Annotated in this window: 19 protein-coding genes; 12 read left to right on the top strand and 7 right to left on the bottom strand. The window is 64.1% G+C overall.

The features are described 5' to 3' along the window. Position 1 precedes the first annotated feature (1 nt). The 7 genes from P9250_RS06800 to P9250_RS06830 are packed head-to-tail and all read left to right on the top strand — an operon-like array spanning position 2 to position 7582. Positions 2-1387, top strand: a complete 1386-nt coding sequence (locus P9250_RS06800; protein ID WP_310392752.1) for a CpaF family protein — start codon at positions 2-4, stop codon at positions 1385-1387. Further along, the gene (locus P9250_RS06805; RefSeq protein WP_409014820.1) at positions 1380-2360 is read left to right on the top strand and encodes a type II secretion system F family protein; all 981 of its coding nucleotides are present in this window, start codon (positions 1380-1382) and stop codon (positions 2358-2360) included. The genes P9250_RS06800 and P9250_RS06805 overlap by 8 nt, the downstream gene beginning before the upstream one ends. 37 nt (positions 2361-2397) lie before the next feature. Then, on the top strand, positions 2398-3366 hold the full coding sequence (locus tag P9250_RS06810; protein WP_409014862.1) for a type II secretion system F family protein: 969 nt from the start codon (positions 2398-2400) through the stop codon (positions 3364-3366). Beyond that, complete coding sequence (locus P9250_RS06815) at positions 3363-4145, top strand: pilus assembly protein (protein ID WP_310391926.1); 783 nt, start codon at positions 3363-3365, stop codon at positions 4143-4145. Before P9250_RS06810 ends, P9250_RS06815 begins: the two co-directional genes overlap by 4 nt. Positions 4146-4171: 26 nt before the next feature. Further along, positions 4172-4471, top strand: a complete 300-nt coding sequence (locus P9250_RS06820; RefSeq protein ID WP_310391928.1) for a DUF3613 domain-containing protein — start codon at positions 4172-4174, stop codon at positions 4469-4471. Positions 4472-4478: 7 nt separating this feature from the next. Beyond that, positions 4479-6194: a TadG family pilus assembly protein gene (locus P9250_RS06825; RefSeq protein ID WP_310391930.1), complete on the top strand. Its 1716-nt coding sequence runs from the start codon at positions 4479-4481 to the stop codon at positions 6192-6194. A gap of 5 nt (positions 6195-6199) precedes the next feature. After that, the gene (locus P9250_RS06830; RefSeq protein ID WP_244830823.1) at positions 6200-7582 is read left to right on the top strand and encodes a sigma 54-interacting transcriptional regulator; all 1383 of its coding nucleotides are present in this window, start codon (positions 6200-6202) and stop codon (positions 7580-7582) included. Between the two features lie 168 nt (positions 7583-7750). Here P9250_RS06830 and P9250_RS06835 read toward each other — a convergent pair whose 3' ends face one another. The 7 genes from P9250_RS06835 to P9250_RS06865 all read right to left on the bottom strand — a co-directional run bounded on the left by P9250_RS06835 (position 7751) and on the right by P9250_RS06865 (position 15375). Continuing rightward, entirely contained in the window at positions 7751-8650 is a 900-nt protein-coding gene (locus P9250_RS06835) for an EAL domain-containing protein (protein ID WP_310391932.1), read from the bottom strand. A 293-nt stretch (positions 8651-8943) separates the two neighbouring features. Continuing rightward, positions 8944-9915 (bottom strand): spore coat protein U domain-containing protein, encoded by a 972-nt coding sequence (locus P9250_RS06840; protein WP_310391934.1) that lies wholly within the window; start codon positions 9913-9915, stop codon positions 8944-8946. Continuing rightward, positions 9912-12383 carry a fimbria/pilus outer membrane usher protein gene (locus P9250_RS06845; protein ID WP_310391936.1) on the bottom strand — a complete coding sequence of 824 codons (2472 nt, stop codon included), beginning with the start codon at positions 12381-12383 and terminating at the stop codon, positions 9912-9914. The genes P9250_RS06840 and P9250_RS06845 overlap by 4 nt, the downstream gene beginning before the upstream one ends. A 7-nt stretch (positions 12384-12390) precedes the next feature. Further along, positions 12391-13185: a molecular chaperone gene (locus P9250_RS06850; RefSeq protein ID WP_310391938.1), complete on the bottom strand. Its 795-nt coding sequence runs from the start codon at positions 13183-13185 to the stop codon at positions 12391-12393. 1 nt (position 13186) lies between these two features. Further along, positions 13187-13696, bottom strand: coding sequence for a spore coat U domain-containing protein (locus P9250_RS06855; protein WP_244830818.1), 510 nt, complete (start codon positions 13694-13696; stop codon positions 13187-13189). 152 nt (positions 13697-13848) lie between these two features. After that, positions 13849-14133 (bottom strand): hypothetical protein, encoded by a 285-nt coding sequence (locus tag P9250_RS06860; RefSeq protein ID WP_310391940.1) that lies wholly within the window; start codon positions 14131-14133, stop codon positions 13849-13851. A 120-nt stretch (positions 14134-14253) separates the two neighbouring features. Next, complete coding sequence (locus P9250_RS06865; protein WP_250494562.1) at positions 14254-15375, bottom strand: ABC transporter ATP-binding protein; 1122 nt, start codon at positions 15373-15375, stop codon at positions 14254-14256. Between the two features lie 261 nt (positions 15376-15636). Between P9250_RS06865 and P9250_RS06870 the strand changes: the two genes are divergently transcribed. The 5 genes from P9250_RS06870 to P9250_RS06890 are packed head-to-tail and all read left to right on the top strand — an operon-like array spanning position 15637 to position 20625. Next, positions 15637-17007, top strand: coding sequence for a sugar ABC transporter substrate-binding protein (locus P9250_RS06870; RefSeq protein WP_310391943.1), 1371 nt, complete (start codon positions 15637-15639; stop codon positions 17005-17007). Positions 17008-17046: 39 nt separating this feature from the next. Then, positions 17047-17973 (top strand): carbohydrate ABC transporter permease, encoded by a 927-nt coding sequence (locus tag P9250_RS06875; protein ID WP_244830813.1) that lies wholly within the window; start codon positions 17047-17049, stop codon positions 17971-17973. Between the two features lie 32 nt (positions 17974-18005). Next, positions 18006-18851, top strand: a complete 846-nt coding sequence (locus P9250_RS06880) for a carbohydrate ABC transporter permease (RefSeq protein ID WP_284503485.1) — start codon at positions 18006-18008, stop codon at positions 18849-18851. 36 nt (positions 18852-18887) lie between these two features. Continuing rightward, the gene (locus P9250_RS06885; protein WP_244830810.1) at positions 18888-19868 is read left to right on the top strand and encodes a sugar-binding transcriptional regulator; all 981 of its coding nucleotides are present in this window, start codon (positions 18888-18890) and stop codon (positions 19866-19868) included. Positions 19869-19875: 7 nt separating this feature from the next. Then, entirely contained in the window at positions 19876-20625 is a 750-nt protein-coding gene (locus P9250_RS06890) for an SDR family oxidoreductase (protein WP_250511041.1), read from the top strand. Positions 20626-20657: the final 32 nt, after the last annotated feature.

A 20657-nucleotide genomic window follows, 5' to 3' on the forward strand; every position in this document is an offset into this window, starting at 1 on the left:
GATGGTTCAGGACTTCAGCAAGGACATCGCGTTTTCCAACGATCTGGCCGAGGATGCCGTCGCGTTCGCGCACTCGCAGCAGTTCCAGGACGTGGCGAGCGCGGCGCATGAACATCTGCTCACGCGTATCGAGGAACTCGGCGCCGAATTCGGGCGATGGTCGCGCCAGGCCATCCAGCAATTCGTCGATCTGGAGATGGACAGCTTCGTGCGCCTGCGACGCATCCCGCTCAACGAGAGCGAGGTACGCCTCGTCGCGGCCGCGCTCACGAAGGAGCTCGCGGGCTTCGGTCCGATCGAGGACTTGCTCGCCGATGCCGCCGTGGAAGACATCCTCATCAACGGCTATAGCGATGTCTACGTGTCGCGTCACGGCATGCTCGAAAAGATTCCCGTGCGCTTTGCGGACAACGCGCACCTCTTGCGCATCGTGCGGCGGATTCTCGCGCCCATCGGCCGACGGCTCGACGAGTCGAACCCGATGGTCGATGCGCGCCTGCCAGACGGCGGCCGCCTGAACGTGGTCATCGAACCGTTGTCGATCGACGGGCCGGTGGTGTCGATCCGCAAGTTTCGCCGCGATCCGCTGCGCCCCGACGATCTGCTCGCGAACTCCACGTTCAATCAGGAGATCAGCTCGCTGCTCGAAGCGGCGGTGGAGGCGCGCTGCAACGTGCTCGTCTCGGGCGGCACGAGTTCGGGCAAGACGTCGCTGCTCAACGCGCTCGCGTTCTTCATTCCGAAGCACGAACGCGTCGTGACGATCGAGGATACGGCCGAGTTGTCGCTGAACCATCCGCATGTGGTGCGGCTCGAAAGCCGTCCGGGCGGCTTCGACGGCGCGGGCGTCGTGTCGATTCGCGACCTCTTGCGCAACACGTTGCGGATGCGGCCCGACCGGATCATCGTCGGCGAAGTGCGCGGTGGCGAAGTGCTGGAAATGCTGCAGGCGATGAACACCGGCCACGACGGCTCGATGGGGACCGTGCACGCGAGTTCACCGCGCGAGTGCCTTTACCGGCTGGAAATGCTCGCGGGTTTCGCGGGCTTTCAGGGCACCGAGGCAAGTCTGCGGCGGCAGATCGCGAACGCCATCGACTTTATCGTGCAGATCGGGCGGCTCTCGAACGGCAAGCGGCGCATTCTTTCCGTGACGGAAGTCACCGGGCTGTCGGACAACATCATCGCGATGCAGGAGTTGTATCGCTACGACCCCGTCGCCGATGCGAACGGCGAGGAAACCGACCGCTGGACCTCGCTCGGCATTCATCCGAGCTCGCCCAAGCTCGCGAAGTATCGGCAGGCGTTGGGCGCGTCGCTTGCAGAAGGATTCGGCAAGGGCGGCGGCGGTGGTTTCGGCGGCTTCGGCGGAGGCTTCCGTGTCTAGAGGCGTGGCGCTCGTCGCAATGCTCGCGCTGTTGTTCGCGGCCGCCGCGCTCGCCTTGTGGCGGCGCGGCGCGCAAAAGCGCGAACGCATGCTCGCCGCGCGCTTCGTGGAGCGGCAGGTCATGGCGTCGCACGCAACGCCCCGGCCGCGCACTGCACGGCAGCCCGAGCAGTCGCGGGCATCGGCGAACACGCACTCGGGCGTGAGTGTCGAGATTGCGCGAGACATCGTGCGGGCGCGTGCCGCTTATGGACATCTGATGCGGCGTGCGGGAATCGAACGGCCGCGCGCTTTCTTTTTCGTCACGCTTGTCGCCGCGGCGCTGGCCGCATTCTGGATGACGGCGCGCACGAACGCATTGCTCGGGCTTGCGGCCGCCGCGCTCGTGCTTGCCGTGACGGCGGCAGCGCTGTTTTGGCGCGCGCAGAAAAGACGTCAGCGTATCGTGCGGCAGTTGCCCTCGTTCATGGATGGCATCGTGCGGCTCATCGTCATCGGTCATAGCGTGCCGGCGGCGTTTCAGACCGCGCTCGCAAGCGCGGAGCCGCCGCTCGCCGATTGCCTCGACCGCGTGTTGCCGATGCTGCGTACCGGCATGGAGATCGATCACGCGCTCGGCGCGGTGGCGCGGATGTATCGCGTGCGCGAGCTCGAACTGGTGGGCGCGGTGCTGCGCGTATCGGTGAAATACGGCGGGCGCTCGGACGTGATGCTCGACCGCATGTCGGCGCTCATGCGCGATTTGGAACAGGCCGACCGCGAACTCGTCGCGCTGTCGACGGAAACGCGCCTCTCATCGTGGGTGCTCGGTCTCCTGCCCGTTCTGCTCGGCGCGGCGGTGATCGTCACCAACCCTCAGTATTTCGATGCGATGTGGACCGATCCGCTCGGCCAGCGGCTCGTGTACGCGGCGCTCGGCCTGCAAATGCTCGGCGTGTGGCTGCTGTTTCGCATGGCGAGGCTCAGGACATGAGCGCGCGCGCCGTAAACGTTAAGAGGACGCGATGCATCTGACGCCCAACCTCGTGGCCGCGTTCGCCGTGCTCGCGCTCGCATGCGCCGCCGCCCTGATCGGCGTGCTCGCGTTGAGCCGCTACGCGCGCATGCAACGCTCGGCGCGCACGCTGGAAGGTGCGCTCACGCAACGTGTCGCGGCAGGCGCGCCGGTATCGACGGATAGCGGGCCCGCGCGCAGCGAAGCGCCGCCAACGGGCCTGTTCGCCGCCATCGGTCGCGCGAGCATCGCGTGGCTCGATACCTCGTTCGGGCGCATCGCCGTGGCCGACGAAGACCGCCGCCTGCTCGATCGCTGCGGCTATCTCGACGCGCGCGCTCGCGGCGCTTTCATGCTGGCGCGCATCGCGGGCGCGGCGCTCGCGCCGGTCGCGCTGATGTTGCTCGCGCGTGGCACGCCGCACGGCGCGCGCTTCATGCTGCTGCTGTTCGTCGCGCTGTCGGGCGGCTTCATGGCGCCGAAGTGGTTCGTGCAGGGCCGGGCGAACGCGCGTCAGCGCGCGGTCGGCAACGAGCTGCCGATGTTCGTCGATCTGTTGCGGCTGTTGCAGGGCGTGGGGTTATCGCTGGATCAGAGCCTGCAAGTGATGATCCACGACTTCAAAACGGTGCTGCCGATCTTGTCGAAGGAACTGGCGGCGGCGCAGGCGCAGTTTGCGACGGGCCGCACGCGCGAGCAGTCGCTCAAGCGCCTTTCCAGCAGCTACGAGAACGAAGACCTCGCGGCGGTCGTGCGGCTCGTGATTCAGGTGGAGAAATACGGCGGCGCGGTGCAGGAGCCGCTCAGGCAGTTCGGCGACCGTCTGCGCGAGGCGCGGCGTGCGGCGCTGCGTGAGCGCATCGGCAAAGTCACCGTGAAGATGACGGGCGTGATGGTGCTGACGCTGTTGCCTGCGCTGCTCATCGTCACCGCGGGGCCGGGGTTTCTCGCGGTATTGCATTCGCTTTCGGGGCTTCATCGATGACGCAATCTTCAATCAACCGGACGCGACTCGTCACGCTTGCCGCTGTCGGCGCATGCATGCTGATAGGCGGATGCGCGAGCAAGATGGAAAGCGGCTACGGCGTCGGCATTCAGGCCGAACGTCAGGCCGCGCTCGATCAGGCGATGCATCGCGATGCCGCGCCCGACACGCCCGGCATGTATCTGGCGCTCATCGACCGGATGCAGTCGCAAGGGTTGTACTTCGCGTCGCTCGCGCATATCGACGCTTACGAGCAGCAGTATGGCGAGTCGCCCGACACCATTCTCTTGCGCGCCGATGCACTGCGTCAGACCGGCCAGACACAGCCCGCCGAAGCAGCTTATGCGCGTCTCGCCGATACCCCGTTCGCCGCGCGCGGTCTGCGTGGACTGGGTTTGCTGGCCGGCCAGGCGGGCGACTTCCGGCTGGCGGCAATGCGCTTCGAAGCCGCCGCGCAGCGCGCGCCGACCGATGCCGCGACGCTGTCCGACCTGGGGTACGCGAAGCTGCGCGAAGGCGACATTGCGGGCGCGCGCGTGCCATTGATGAAGGCCGCCGAACTCGCGCCGGACAACGCGAAGATCATGAGCAACGTCGCGCTCTTCCTGCTTTCGAGCGGGCAGGCCGCGAACGCGCAGGGATTGATGACGCAACAGAAGTTCACGCCGGACGTGCAGCAGGCCATTCAGGGCGATGCAAAGCGCGTGCAGCAGGCGGCGCGCACGTATCGCGCGCAAGTGCAGGACAAAGGCGGCGGTAGCCGTATCGCGTCACGTTGAAATCGAATCGAGCGAGGAAGCAGTCGATGAAAGCATCGTCAATGGCAGCGATCTGGTTGAGCGCCATGGCGCTCGTATCCGCAGCGCGGGCCGAGGAAGGCGCACCGGCAGCAAGCGAAGTCGGTCACGCAACCGAAGCCTGGCTCACGTTGCAGTCGAGCAATGCCGCAGCCGGTCCCGCGCGCCCGATGCCCGGCGCGCAAGCGAGTCTTGCCTACGCGCGCTACATGAAGTCGTTCGAGACGGTTATTCCCGAGCGCTACGGCTCGTCGCTGGAACAGGCGGGACGTCCGGCGCTCGATGTCAACTATCACGACGCGGACTGACCGACCCATGACACGGCCTTTTCGCCATCGACCAGCGCGGCGCGCGCAACGCGGCGTGGCGGGCACGCTCGCGGCCATCTGGCTGATCGTGGCGGTGGCGGCGCTCGGCGCGATCGACGTCGGCAATTTCTTTTTCGCGCGCCGCAGCCTGCAAAGCGCGGCCGATCTAGCGGCAACCGCAGGCTCGCAAGTCGCCGATGCCGCGTGCACGCGCGCCACCGCTGCCGCGACGGGCAGCGCGGCGGTCAACGGCTTCGATGCCACCGCGTCGGGCAACGGCATGACGACCGCGTGCGGCCGCTGGGACACGCAAGCGAACGCCGCGCCCGACTACTTCGCGGCGGGCGGCACGCCGATCAACGCGGTGAAAGTCGTCGCGACGCGCACCGTGCCGTACTTCTTCGTGGGGCCGGCACGCACGGTGACGGCGACGGCCGTCGCCAAGGTCACGGATATCGGCGCGTTCAGCATCGGCACGACGCTCGCGAGCATTGGCCCGGGACCGATCAACGGCCTGCTCAACGCGCTGCTCGGCACGAGCCTCAATCTCTCGCTCGCGTCGTATCAGGGACTCGCCGATACCCGCGTGAAAATCGCCGATCTGGTGACGGCGGCGGGCGTGGGCACGGTCGATCAACTGCTCGCCACGAGTCTCACGGCCGCGCAGATCGCGCGCCTGATGGTGAACGCGCTGCAAACGACGAGCGTGGCCAACGCCAATCTCTCGACGGCGCTTGGCGCGATGCAGACCATCGCGAGCGCCAATATCTCGGGCAATCAGACGATCTCGCTCGGCAAGACATCGACGGCGCCGGGGCTGCTTTCGGTGGCGCTCGCCAACACGCAATCCGCGCTCAACGCGACCATCAGCCCGTTGGACGCGCTCTTCGTCATGGCCGAGATCGCGCAGGCCGGGAAGTCGGCGGTGAACGTGGCGGGCGGGTTGAATCTGCTCGGGATTTCCGCCGGGCTGACCGTGCAGGTCATTCAGCCGCCGGTGCTTGCCATCGGCGAAGCGGGCCAGGATGCCAACGGCAACTGGCGCACGAAGGCGCAGACCGCGCAAGTGCGCGCATCGCTCGATGTCACGGTCGGCACGCTGTCGCTCGTGCTCGGTCCGCTCTTCGGCAACATCGCGCCGACCGTGCATCTGCCCGTGGTCGTGGAGGCCGTGGCGGGCTCCGCGTACCTTGCGTCGACGCAATGCAAGGGGCCGCCGCTCGCGCGGCGCTCGGTCATCGGCGTCAACAGCACGGTGGCGAACGTGTGTGTCGGCGACACCCCCGCGGGCACCGCCGCCTGCTCGCAACCGGCGACGCTCGTCAACGTGCTCGGACTGCTGACGGTCACCGCCAAGGTGACCACCGGCTCCGTGCCTTCGGCATCGGGCACGCTCACGTTCGATGGCCAGAGCGGCAACAGCGACGACTATCAGACACTTGCATCGCTGCCGGGGAAGACGCTCGCCAACGCGTTGTCCTCGCTCAACACGAGTCTCTCGGCGCCTGGCGGTTTGATACTCGCGTCGCCGCTGCTTCCGTCCGCGCTGCTTAATAGCATCGCACCGCTGCTGCTTGCCCTGCTCACGCCCGCATTGACCACGATACTCGCCGGACTGGACCAGGTTCTCGTCCCCGTCCTGCAACTCCTCGGCGCGCAGATCGGCACGAGCACGATTCACGACTTGTCGCTTACCTGCGGCGAATCGCAACTGGCGTACTGAACGACATGAGACAGATCACCAAAATCGATGGCCTCGACATCCACGTGTGGGAGGGCAAGTCCGACATCGTCGAGCGCGTGGTGCGCTGCATGTCCAGTCACGAAGTGGATGTATTACGCGCGGACGGCACGTCCATCAGCGCGCCGCGCGATTCGTCGCGCCCGGCGATCGCGATCATCAGCGTAAGCGTGATAGACAGCGGCGCGTTCGTGCTGCGCGACTGGGAAGCGCGTCATTCGATGCCCGTGGTCTGGGTCGGCGCGGCGCCGCGCGAACGCGATCCGTCCATGTTTCCCGCCGATTATTCGCACATCCTGCCGCTCGATTTCACCGGCGCCGAATTGCGCGCGATGGTCTCGAAACTCGCACAGCAATTGCGCGCGCATGGCGAGGAAGCGCAGGCGTCGCATGCGTTGATCGCGCATGCCGAATGCATGCAGGCGCTCCTGCACGAAGTCGATACCTTCGCCGATTGCGATACGCCCGTGCTTCTGCACGGCGAGACCGGCGTCGGCAAGGAGCGCATTGCGCAATTGCTGCACGAGAAGCATCGCCGCTATGGCGAAGGTCCGTTCGTGCCGGTGAACTGCGGCGCGATTCCCGATGGTCTCTTCGAGTCGCTGTTCTTCGGGCATGCGAAGGGATCGTTCACGGGCGCCGTGCTCGCGCATAAAGGCTACTTCGAGCAGGCCAACGGCGGCACGCTTTTTCTCGATGAAATCGGCGACTTGCCGCTCTATCAGCAAGTCAAGCTGCTGCGCGTGCTGGAAGATCAGGCGGTCACGCGGCTCGGTTCCGCGACGCCCGTGCGGCTCGAATTCCGGCTTATCGCGGCGAGCAACAAGAGCTTGCCGCAGCTCGTGAAGGACGGCACGTTTCGCGCGGACCTCTATTACCGGCTCGCAGTCATCGAACTCAAGATTCCGACGCTGGAAGAACGCGGCGCGGCCGACAAGATTGCGCTCTTCAAGTCGTTCATCAACGAAGTGGTGGGCAAGGAGAAGCTCGAGTCCTTGCCCGAGTTACCGTACTGGCTGGCGGACGCCGTCGCCGATGTCTATTTTCCCGGCAACGTGCGCGAGTTGCGCAATCTGGCGGAGCGCGTGGGTGTGACGGTGCGGCAACTCGGCTCGTGGGACGAAGGGCGCGTCAAGCGGCTCCTCGTGCTCGCGCGCAATGCGCAACCCGTGGATAACGCCACTGAGCTGCTCGTCGACCGGAGCAAGTGGGACATGAACGAACGAAACCGCGTGATCGCCGCGCTCGAAGCGAACGGCTGGCGCCGGCAGGACACGGCGTTGCATCTGGGCATCAGCCGCAAGGTGCTGTGGGAGAAGATGCGCAAGTTCCAGATCTTCGATGAGGAACCGGAGACGCGCCCGCTCTGAGTGCCGCGCTCGGGTATCGATTCCGGGCGTCCAAAAAAAACGCCGACGCATGCCTACGTCGGCGAAGTTCTGGCGTTTCGAGGGCTGCCAGAAGCTCTGGGCGGCCGGATAAAATCAGCGGGTCCGGCCTTATGTCCTTTCAACCTTCCATACAGGCGGTGCGCGCCTTCATGCCGCGTCCGCGATACGCATCGCCGAGCGCCGGCTGGTCTGCCGCGTGATTGCAAGGGCTCCCTGCATGCCTTGCATGTCCGCGTGAGCATCGACGCCCGGCACGTTGTCCATGCCAAACGTGGGCCGCGCGAGCAGGAAGCCTTGCGCGAGCACATGCGGCCACTGCGCGAGCCATTGCGCCTGCGCGGGCGTCTCCACGCCTTCGACGACGATCGATACCTTGAGCCGCGTGAGCAGCGCGAGCACCGAGGAAAACACCATGCACGCATTCGGGCAGCGCGGCGCTTCCGCGAGCAGCTCCTTGGCGATCTTCACGGTGCCGAAGTCGATCGGCCCGAGCGCGGCGAGGCACGCGTAGCCGGTACCGAAATCATCCATCGCAATGTTGACGCCTTTATTACGGAAGCGCTGGACGACCTGTTGAATCGACGGAAAGAGCGCAAGATCCTCGCTTTCCGAGAGTTCGAGTTCGATATAGCTCGACGCGATGCCATGCGCCACGCAGATCGCTTCCATGCGTTTTGCGAAGCCCGGCATGGCGGCGACCGAAGGCGGCACGTTGACCGCGACGGGATAACGCTTGCCGCCGCGCGCGAGCCACGTGGCGATATCGCCTGCGACGGCATCCATGACGAACCAGGTGATCTTCACCATGACGTCCGGGTCCTGCAACGCCTCGCAGAACGCGCCAGGCAAGAGCACGCCGTAGTCTGGATGACGCCAGCGGATGAGCGCTTCCATGCGCGCAAGCTCGCCGCTGTCGACTCGGTAGATTCCCTGATAGGCGATACAAAACTCGCCAGCCGCGAGACCCTGAAGTACGCGACGCCTCAATGCCTGACCGGAGTCGCGCACGACGTTCTCGACCTGCGAGCGGGATGTCGTTGTACTCATGCTTTGCCGCCCTCCCTTAGTGTTCAAGAGAAGGTTTGCAGGAGTCGTGCCAGTTTGGATATACGCGGCGGTTCGGCGTTCGGATGCGGACTTCAGAAAGGGAAAACCCGAATTTTTGCCGGTGTTGAGCGATCCTCGGAAGCATCGGGAAGAGCGTATCGGTCAAAGGTAACGTTACGTCGAGGCAAGCGTTACGCCCGCATGCGTCGTCACCGTGCACGGCGCCTTGTAGTTTCGAGCCTGTGTGTAATAACTTTTGCAATGCTGACTAGTGGAGAGCGCACGTTCGCGGCTCAGTAAGTGATGGTCGCAAGGATGGTATCGCTATAAGTTCCGGCGGTGGGTGTGGCTTGCGGGAGCACGCGCGCATAGACCGTGATCGCCTGACTCGAACCGGTGCCGGTGCCTGCAAGAGCCGGCGCGGAATTCGTGCCATCGCCCCACGGAGTCGAGTAAGCCGCGTTCTGATAGAGCTGATATCGCACCTGTTCGCTGCCGCCGCCGCGCGTCATGCGCCGGTCCGCGACGCTTGCGCCGCTGCCGCCGCCGGCCGATAACGTTATCGAGTAAGGGTCGTTATTGGTGCATGCCACGCTCAGTGTGCCCGTTGCCGTCAAGGCGCTATCGAGTAGTCCGGCCGTGCCGAAATTGATGTTGGTCGCGGCAAGCGTGCAATCGTTGATGACGGTCGCGCTTACGGTAAAGGAAAGGGCGTTCGAATTGGCGGTCACGGTCGAGCAGTTGGGCGGCGAAACGACGTATTGCTGATACGTCATTTCGGCCTGCGTCGCGCCCGAGAATGTCGATAGATACGTTCCCGCGACGAGCGTGCTCTGACCCGCCGCGATGCGTCCATAAAACGGCAAGGTACGGCTGCCGGATGCCGTGCCGAGCGCGAGGGTAAGCGGTATGTCGAGCGCCACCGCGCCGTAATTCGCGGAGCGCCGCGAACCCCAGATCGTGCCGCCGGTCGAATCGGCATAGAGGTTGTATTGCAGCGTGCTGGCGCCGTTGGCCGCCAGGCGCGGCGTGTAGGACGCGCCTGCGCTGCCCGTCCCGATGCTGATGCACGCCCGCACCGGCAAGGTCAGCACGAAGCCCGTGCAAGACACCGTCACCGAGCCCGAGACGTTCGCGGACGAATCCGTCGCGGGCGCGATCGATCCGAAGTTGATGCTCGATATCGACGCCGTGCACACTTGCGCACGCACCGGCGTCGTCATGAAGACGAACAGCGCGATAGCCAAGAACCATGCGCGCTTCATGGCGACGCGCTCTTGCAGGTGAATGGGCCGAGCGTCGGCAAGGCGTGTGCTTGCGCCGTGAAGTCAACGTGCGCTTCGCAGGGCGTGCCGGATAACGTGGCGTCGAGCGTATTGGTCGCGGCGAGATCGTCGATGAAGGCGAGTCCGTCGTAGCCGACGACGTAACGCTTGCCGGTCTCGCGGTGCGTAAGCGTCGTGCCCGGCGGCAAGGGAGCGCTTGCGGCATCGACGAGCTGCAGTTGTGCGCCGCTGAAACCCCGTAACGGAAAACGCGCGACGACGCCCGCCCGCGATTGCGGCGCTAGATTGAGCTGCGTGGTGGCGATGGAGGTATTGGCGGGAAGATCGAGCGGGTCGATGCCGAGATGATTCGCCTGATACGCGATCAGATCCGGCACCAGCAAATGCCCCGCGCCATTGGTCTTGCCGATCTCGCGGTTCTCGTGCAGCACGGGCACGTTCGCTACGCCATCGGTGGAGACGAGCGCGAAGGCGTCGTCGATACGGCGGCCCGCGAGCACATCGCCTTCCATCATCACGATGGAGCCCGATGCGTCCAGTTCGCCATACACGCGCGACTGCACGCTCGCCACGGTGCCGAGCAAATCGCCATAGCGAGTGCGATACGCGCCTTGCGCAAGCGACTGTTGCACGCCGTTCTGATGCGCCGTCTGCGCTTGCCAGCCGAAGCCGCCGCCGTAGTCGGCCGTCTTCGTCACCGATGCGCCGAAGAGCGGTTTGCCGTGATCGCTGCCTGCATCGACGCTCGCGTTGAGGGCGCCGCCGAGCGCGAAGGCGAGCGCCACGAAGACGCCGGTGTTACGCGTGTCGCCGAAGTCGTGATACACGCTCGCCGATAGCGACGTGCCGCGCGGCAACGTCACCGTGTACGCCAGCGAACCGATGCGCGAGTCGCCGTAGTAGGGATCGGCAAGACCCACGTAACTCGCGCTTGCCGTGCTCGAAGAACCCAGCACGCGCACGGGCGCGGCAAGCGTCGCGCGATACGTCGAACGCGGCACGGGCGTGCCTTCGGCGGACGCCAGATCGCTGTAGTGAGGCGTCGCTTTCTGCGCTTGCAGATCGACGGAAAGCGCGGGCGTGCGCCATTGCCATCCCACCGAAACCTGCATGCCGCTGCCGCCATGCGGCGCTTGCGGAACATAAGGCGGCGAACTGCTATCGAAGCCGTTGTAGAAGCTTGCCGGATAGATATAAAGGGGCGCGGGATTCGAGCCGCCGTTGCCCGCGCTGCCCGCCAGCGACACGTTGAAGACGCCCGCTTGTCCGATGCCGAACAATACGCCGGCGCCCGCGTTGTAGACGCCGCGCGTGGCTTCGCCGTGTGCTTCGAGCGTGATGGTATCGGTTATGCCGCGCCTGATCGACGCCGATGCCGACGGGTCGCCCGCATAGTCGAACGAGCGCAGCGCATACGCGCGGCGCACGAAGCCCGCTTCGACGGAGAAGTCCGTGAGGCCGCTTGCGAGCAGACGCGCGTCGATATAGAGCGGCACCGTCGTCATCACGCTGCGGCCGAGCACATCGCGGCTCACGATCACCGCTTCGCCCGCGCCGTTGATGGCCGGCACCGCATTGATGACGAACGGTCCCGAGGGCGCCGCGCCGCTGAACTGGCGCACATTGTTGACGTAGAGATCGACGGCGCTCGGCACGGCGGCCGAACCGCCGAGCGCGGGCACGGGATACGTGACGAGATCGGGCCGCAAGCCGAAATCGCGCGATAGTTGCGCGCCCCCCATGCGCACCGGGCGCGTCCATGTGAGCGATGAGGAAATCGTGTCGCCGATGCGCGTGGTCATGAGTGAAGCGGTGTCCGAATGGCTCCACGACGTATCGAGCCGCACGTAGCGGCGGCTGTCCGCATACCAGTACGCCGTGCCGGTGTTGTCGAAGAGGCCGCCCGGATAGAAGAAGCGTTCCTCGCCATAGAAGCCGTATTGCGCCGGCGAGTTGGTCTGCACGCTCGCTTCGTAGTTGATGACGAGGCCCGTGCCGGTTGCGGCCACCGGCGCGCGTGCCGGAATGTTGGAAAGCGCGGAAGGCACGCGGCGCGCATCGGCGGCTTCGAGGTCGATGCGTTGCTGTTGCTCGAAGTATCGATAACGCAGGCCTGGCACGACACCCAGCGCGATGCGGCCGTCCGCTTGCGCTTGCAGGTCGTCGGTGCGCAAGCCGAGTTCGCGCAATTCGCCAGGCGTCGTGTAGATCGTCTCGTCGGTCACGAAGAATTGCGCGATCTTTTGCGTCGATGTTCCGTTGATCGACACTTCGAGATACAGGTCGCCGCGTTCATGGGGAAGGGCGCCTTGCATCTGCATGGGCGCTATTGCCGGTGTCGAGTCGTTCGCGTGCGACCACGCGGGCATGGCGGACCACACGATGATCGGCACGAGACGAAGCACATGAGCGCGTGACCGGCTCGCACGCGGGCGCGGCGATGGCATCCACGGCCTAGCGGTCGGAGCCCGGCGGTCCCGGCTCGACGTTCACACGCATGGTCACGGGCTCGCCGTTGACGACGGCGTGCAAGGTCGCCCACGTGCCATTCGCAGGCGCGCCCTGCACGGGCCAGCGGCGCGCGGCGCCGGGCAACGCATAGCCGAGCAGTCCCGCCGAGACTTGCGTGCTCTGACCATCGGACCAGTCAAGATGAACGCGGCTCAGTTGCGCATGCGTTTGCGCGCCGTTCGACACGCGCAGCATGACGTCGGCTTCGTTGCTTGCCTGGCTCTTGCGTTCCAGCGCGAACTTCAACGCGGGCAAGCGCGCTTCGTCCGCGCCCACGAAGACCGGCACCGAGTAGCGCAACTGCATGCGCACGCCCGTGTTCTGTGCGCTCTGTCCGTTCGGAATTTCATCGATCAGCAGACGATACGTCTCCTCGCGCGCAAGCGGCTCGCTTCCCACTCGCAGAATGCGGATGGTCTGATCGCCGTTCGGCGCGATCTGCACGATCGGCGGACTCGCGACGATGGCGGCCGTGCGCTCCAGATGGTCTTCGTCGAGCGACTGGGTCCATGCGAACACGCGTACCTGAGCATTGAGCGGCGCACTGCCGTCGTTATGCAGCGTGAGCGCGGCGGCGGGCCTTTCGGCGGAGAGATCGAGCCGGATCGGCGACACTTGCAAGGCCGCCGCCGATACGTTCGCCGCGTACAGAAGGCACCACCACGAGAAGCCCGCCAGCGCACACGCGAGCGCCCGCCTGCCGAGCCGCGCGGCCCGGTAACACTGCGATGAGCGCATGCTAGAACGTGACGGTAGCCGTGACGACGGATGAATACGTGCCCGCGGCCGGCGTGGTCTGCGGCGCGACGCGGCCATAGACCGTGACCGTCTGCGCCGCGCCCGTGCCGGTGCCGGAGACCGTGTCGGTGCCGACCGTCTGGCCCCAGACGAGCGTGCGCGCGGCATCGCGATAGAGCTGATAGGCGACTGTCGGCAGAGGCGTGCCCGTGCCCGCGAGCAGCCGGTTCGGCACCGTGGAGCCCGACACCGAACCCGCATCCAGCCCGACGTTATACGACGCGCCGTTCGAGCAGGTGACGCTCAACGTGGTGGTCTGATCGATGTTCGCCGCGATAACACCCGAATTGCCGAAATTGAGCGGATTGGCCGCGATCTGGCAATCGTTCTGCAGCGTGAGGGATACGGTGAAGGTAGTGGTTCGCGTGGCTGCGTTCGCTCCAAACGGAACGAGCGGCCCCGATGCCAACGCGATGCAAAGCACGGAAACGGCAAGGTTACGGCGACGCATTGTTCACCTCTTCTCTGGAAGTGTCTTCCGCGCGCCAAACGTTTGCGCTGCTCTCTCAGATTTTTGGCGCGTCGTGACGCCCTGATTATGTGCATTCCTCAGACGTTAAAGCGTAAGCGATTGTAACAATGCGTCGTCAAGGGTTCGACGTTTCAGAACGCGATCTCGACGACCGGCATTTGCGGTCGTTGCGCGGCCTTGATATCGGCGATGCGGACGTCCGCGAAATATTCGCCCGCGAGGATGCGGTACTGGCCGCCTGCGGAACAGGCCACGCTCGGCTGCGTGGCGCCCGTATCGAGCGTGCAGATATCGTAGACGGTCAGCGTCACGGGCAACTCTGCGTTGCCGGTGCCTGCGAAAGCGGAAGGTGCCGCGCTGAGCGCGAACGTCACCACGACGGACCATGCCGTCAGCGAACGGATGCTGGATGCCATGAGTTTCACGATGAACAGCGGTGACGGATGCAGCCGACGGCGCGGCCGCGAGCGCCGCTACTTCGGCGCCTCTTTTCGTTTACGGCATCCGCTGAGGAAACTTGATCGAGCGACCCAGCCTCAAGCGGCAGCAGTCTCCGTCACGGGCCGAAGACGTTCGAGCGCACTGCCGTCCTGGTTGAACAGATGCACATGGCGAATGCTGAAGCCCGCGTTCAGGCGTTGTCCTTCGAACGCAGTGGACTCGCCCGAGCCCTTTACTTGAATCACGAGGTCGTTCGGCAATCGCAGATGCAAGAGCGTCTCGCCACCGAGATGCTCGATCACCATCACTTCGCCGGCAAGACCGCTATCGATATCGCCGCCGCATTCCTCGACGAAATGTTCCGGGCGAATGCCGAGCGTGAGCGTCTCGCCCGCCTTCACCGACGAAGCCTTGAAGGGCAGCGTGAGCGCCTCGCCACCGGGCAGTTCGATGCTGACGCCGGCGGCATCGACACGTTGCACGCGCACGTCCATGAAGTTCATCTTCGGCGAGCCGATGAAGCCCGCGACGAAGCGATTATGCGGCGTGCGATAAAGCTCCAGCGGCGTGCCGATCTGCTCCACGCGCCCATGATTCAGCACGACGATTCGATCGGCCATGGTCATCGCTTCGGTCTGATCGTGCGTGACGTAGATCATCGTCGCGTTGAGTTGCTTGTGCAGCTTGATGAGTTCGAGGCGCATCTGCACGCGCAAGGCGGCATCGAGATTCGAGAGCGGTTCGTCGAAGAGAAACACTTGCGGTTCGCGCACGATCGATCGCCCGATGGCAACGCGCTGACGCTGTCCGCCCGACAACGCGCGCGGCCGGCGTTCGAGCAGTTGACCGATCTGCAGGATCTCGGCTGCGCGCTGCACGCGTTCCTTGATCTGCGCTTCGGGCAGCTTCAGCATGCGCAGTCCGAACGCGATGTTCTCGTACACCGTCATATGCGGATAGAGCGCATACGACTGAAACACCATCGCCACGCCACGCTGCGATGGTTCGAGTTCGGTGACGTCTTCACCGCCTATCAGTATTTGCCCTGAATCGCTGCGTTCGAGCCCGGCGATGCTTCGCAGCAAGGTGGACTTGCCACATCCCGATGGTCCGACGAAGACCATGAACTCGCGGTCCTTCACCTGAATGTCGACGCCCTTGAGCACATCGGTGCCTGCAAAGGACTTGCGGATCTGCTGTAGATGAACGGCGCTCATGCCTGTCTCCGTCTATGGCCGGGCCACGCGTGTGTTCACCGCAGCGCAGCATCGAATGGCTTCGTCGATTTAGTTCTTGACAACCTGTTCGGGCCAAAATATACAATTGTAAAACCGAAATTACAAGTGAAACGACACAGACGGTCTTCGCCGCATACGCCGTGTTTTCCACCCGTTTCCCTTCGCACTCGCAGGAACCGAAAGACGCTACGAACGAATCCGCAAGCCATCACTGCTCTAAAAAAATCAAAGGAGACAGGCATGAAGAAGCGCTTCACCCAGGTGAGACAACTTGGTCCCGTCAAGCACGTAGCGGCTGTCGCGCTACTTGCGGCCAGCGCGGCTTTCGCCGCATCGAACGCACAGGCGTGGACGCTCAAGGAAGCCGCGGAGCCGTATTCTGGCACCACCATCAAGGCCATCTTTCTGGATCGTCCCGGTTACAAGGCAGCACAAACCCTGATACCGCAGTTCGAGAAAGAGACGGGCATCAAGGTGCGCTGGGAAGTGATTCCGTACGAGAACACGCGTGAGAAGGAAGTGCTCAACTTCGTGGGCGGCGGCGATCAGGACATCGTGCTCGTGGACGTCGTGTGGATCGGCGAATTCGCGAGCAACAAGTGGCTCGTGCCCATCAAGAAGTTCACGGACGACCCCAAGCTCGCGGACCCGAACCTCAATCTGAAGGGCTTCTTCCCCATCCTGCTCGACTCGTTCGGCACATGGGACAAGGTCACGTATGGCCTGCCGTTCGATAATTACTCGGGCCTCATGTTCTACAACAAGTGCATGCTGAAGGACGCGGGTTTCGACGAGCCGCCGAAGACCTGGGACGAGTTGCTGACAACCTACGCGCCGAAGCTCACGAAGGGCGACAAGTTCGCTTTCGCGTTGCAGTCGCGGCGCGGCGAGACGCAATCGGCGGATAGCTTCATGCGCGTGTTGTGGCCCAATGGCGGATCGCTTCTCGATGTTAAGTTCAAGTCGAACCTGATGTCGCCGCAATCGCAAGCGGGCCTCGAATACCGGCAAAAGCTGATGAAGTACATGCCGCCGGGTATCGTCGATTTCGATCACGCCGAAGCCGTCAACGCGCTTGCGCAAGGGCAGGTCGCGATGATCACCGAATGGTCCGCTTTCTATCCGACGCTCACCGACCCGAGCAAGTCGAAGCTCGGCAACTGTCTTGCGATCACCACCGAACCGAAGGGGCCGGCGGGACTCAAGCCCGCGCTCGGCGGCTTCTCGCTTGCCGTGAATGCAAAGGCCAGCGCGAAGAAGCAAGCGGCATCGTGGCTCTTCATCCAATGGATCACGTCCGAGGCCATGGCGAAGCCTTATCTCGAGGCGGGCGGCGTGCCGGCGCGAACGGCGGTCTATCAGGACAAGGCGGTGCAGGACAAGTATCCGTTCGTGAAGCCGATGGTCGAATCGTGGCAAGGCGGCGTGCCGGATTATCGTCCGCGTTTCCCCGAATGGCCGGCGGTGTCGGAAGTCATCGGCGAATGGGGCAGCAAGATCATGCTCGGTCAGGTGACGGTGAAGGATGGCGCGCAGACCATCGGTCAGAAGACCGAGGACATCCTGAAGAAAGCCGGCTATTACGACGGCAAGAAGCCTTTGCTCAAGTAATCGGCTGAACGCTAAACATCAGGAACCGGAGGCGATCGAATGGCAGGCGTGGCAACTTCTCCAAGGCTCGGAAAGCGGACGCGTTACTTTGGCGTGGTGCCGCGAACGCCTGCCTTCTGGTTCCTGATTCCGGCGATATTCGCGCTGGCGGTCATCGGCATTTACCCGCTGCTGCTGGCGCTCTATAACTCGTTTCATCAGTACAAGCTCGCCGATCTCGCGTCGGGCACGCCGTTCGTGGGCATCGACAATTACGTGGCGACGCTCACCGATCCCTCGTTCTGGGGCGCGCTCGGCCGCACTGCGTTGTTCCTTTGTCTTACCTTGCCGATCGAGGTCGCACTCGGGCTCTTTGCGGCGTTGATGCTGCACCGTATCGACCTGCGATGGATGCGCGCCGCCGCTCGCGTGAGCCTCGTCATTCCAATGGCGACAACTTACGCGGTCGTGGGCCTAATCGGCCGCCTGATCTTCAACCGGCAGTTCGGCGTGGCGAACTATCTGGCGGGCCTCTTCGGCATTCCGCCGCAAGACTGGCTTGCCGATCCGACGCTTGCGTTCGTCTCCGTGATGATCATGGATATCTGGCAGTGGACGCCGTTTTGCGCGCTGATTCTGCTGGCCGGGCTTTCCATGGTGCCGAAGGAAGCCGAGGAAGCGGCGCGCCTCGAAACGCCGAAGTGGAGCATGATTCTTTGGCACTTGCAGCGACCGTATTTGCTGCCGGGTTTGACGGCCATCCTCATTCTGCGCTCGGCCGACATGCTGAAGATGTTCGATGCCGTCTTCACCATGACGCGCGGCGGCCCCGGCACCGCGACGGAGTTCATCAGCATCTATATCCAGCGCGTGGGCTTTCGTCTCTTCGATCAGGGCATGGCGTCCGCTCAGGCCATCATTCTCTTGATCCTGACTATCGTGCTGTCGCGTCTTTATATCCGCTTCGTGTACCGGGAGGCCGCGTGAGTTCTCCGACTCTGCAAGCCGCGAATGGCGGCATGACCAAGCGTGCCCTGCGTGCGCGTGCCGCACGCAAACGCGCCACCGTATGGCACTTTTTCGGTCTGGCGATCGTCTTTCTGTCGTCCGTGTTTCCGTTCTACTGGATGGTGACGACGAGCCTGAAGAGCCAGTCCGACGCGCTCGCGTATCCGCCGAAGTGGCTGTTCAGTCCCACGTTTCATCACTATTCGGCGGCGCTTTTCGAGCATGACGTGGCGGGCAGTCTGCTCAACTCGCTCATCATCGCGAGCAGCACGACGGTGCTTGCCATTCTGCTCGGCGCGCCTGCTGCCTACGCGCTCGCACGCTTCGAATTTCGTGGCAAGGAAGATCTGTGGTTCTGGTTCATCTCGAACCGCATGGTGAGCCCCGTGGTGCTCGCGGTGCCGTTCTTTCTGATTGCGACCAAGCTCGATCTCGTCGATACGCACATCGTGCTGATTCTTCTTTATCTGACGTTCTCGTTGCCGATCGTCGTATGGATCTGCACCGACCAGTTCCGCAATATTCCCGTGGAACTCGACGAGGCCGCGCGGCTCGATGGCGCGTCGCCGTGGCGCGTGTTCTGGCGCATCAACTTGCCGCTCGCGATGCCGGGCATCGTCGTATCCGCCATCTTCGCTTTCATCTTCTCGTGGAACGATCTGCTCTATGCGCTCGTGCTGACACGCACCGATGCCATTACATCGCCGGTCGCCGCGACGAGCTACATGAGCGGTTACGAATTGCCCTGGGGCGAGATCATGGCCACGGGTACGCTGATCGTGCTGCCGATGGTCGTCTTCGCGCTGCTCGTGTCCGGGCGGCTGGTGCAAGGTCTCACGATGGGCGCGGTGAAGTAGACTCCTTCGGCCTTCCATTGTGACCAGACACTCGATATGAGCAAGACAGTACCACCCCTAGCCTTCGCCGAAACCGACGAATCCATCGACTCGGAAGAGGAATTGCAGGCGCGCGTCGCGTGGCACTACTACGTCGGCAACCTGACGCAGCAGGAGATCGCGGAACGTATAGGCAGCAACCGCGTGCGTGTGAACCGGCTGCTCGCGGCAAGCCGCGAGTCGGGCCTCGTGCAGATCACCATCAACAGCAAGATAGCGCCATGCGTCGCGCTGGAAGAAGCGCTCAGCAAACGCTTTGGTCTTGAATGCGCGGTGGTCGTGCCGACCGGTGCGAACACCGAAGCGAACAACGCGGCGCTCGGCATCGGCGCGGCGAGTTACTTTTCGAGGCAGATAGTTGCAGGGCAAACTATCGGGCTTGGCTGGGGACGCACGATCCGCGCCGTGCTGCGCGCCATGCCGCAACGCAGTTATGGCGCGGTGTCGGCGGTGTCGCTGCAAGGCGGCCTCTCGCATTGCCCGAGCATCAACACGTTCGATATCGTTTCCGACTTCGCGGATATCTGCCGAGCGGACGGATATCTGTTCGCCGCGCCCATCTACGTCAGCAGCCAGAAGGCACGCGACGTGATCTTGCAGGAAGGCACCGTGCGCGAGACCTACGAGCTCGCGCGCAACTCCGACCTTGCCCTGCTGACTTGCGGCGATCTGACGGAATCCCTCGTCGTGACCTATGGCATCGACAATCCGGAGCAATTGCGCACGCTCGAAAAAGCGGGCGCGGTCGGCGACATGCTCGGGCATTTCATGGATGAAGACGGCGAGCTGATCGATCATCCGCTGAATCGCCGCACCGTTGCGATCACGCTCGAAGACTTGCGCAAGCTGCGTCGCGTGGTTCTCGTCAGTGGCGGGGCGAAGAAGTTTCATGTCACGCGTGCGGCGTTGCGCGGACGCTATCCGTCGGTGCTCGTGACCGATGAAGACACGGCGCGGCGACTCTGCGACGAACCTTGAAGAGAACATGACCGACACCATCGACCGTAACCGCGAGTTTGCAGGCAAGACCGTGCTCGTCACCGGCGCGGGCAAGGGCATCGGCCACGCGACCGTGCATCTCCTGATCGAACGCGGCGCGCGGGTCGTTGCCTTGAGCCGCAGCGCTGCCGACCTCGCGCAACTCAAGGAAGAGACCGGCTGCGAAACCATCGCCGTCGATCTCGCAAATGCCGATGCCACCCGCGAAGCCGCGCGCGGCGCGCAACCGGTCGATCTGCTCGTGAACTGCGCGGGCATCGCGCAATTGCAGCCGTTCCTCGAGACGACCGCCGAAGCGTTCGATCTCACCATGAACGTCAACGTGCGCGCCGCGATGATCGTCGCGCAGGAGTGCGCGAAGAGCATGATCGCGCGCAATGTGGGCGGGGCCATCGTCAACGTGTCGAGCTTGTCGGCGACCGTCGGCTTGCCGTTGCATGCGGCGTATTGCGCGTCCAAGGGCGGACTCGATGCACTGACGCGCGTGATGGCCGTCGAACTCGGACCGCACGGCATCCGCGTCAACGCCGTGAACCCTGTCGTGACGATGACGCCCATGGCCGAGCGAGCCTGGAGCGACCCCGTCAAATCTGGCCCGATGCTCGCGCGCATTCCGCTGAACCGTTTCGTGCAGCCCGTGGAAGTGGCGCGCTCCATCGCCTATCTGTTAAGCGACGATTCCAGCATGGTCAGCGGCGTGAGCCTTGCCATCGACGGCGGCTTTCAGGCGGGCTAGCCAACAATAAACATTTCAAGGAAGGAACGACG

Origin of the sequence: Caballeronia sp. LP006, assembly GCF_031450995.1 — a bacterium.
Lineage (GTDB): Bacteria > Pseudomonadota > Gammaproteobacteria > Burkholderiales > Burkholderiaceae > Caballeronia.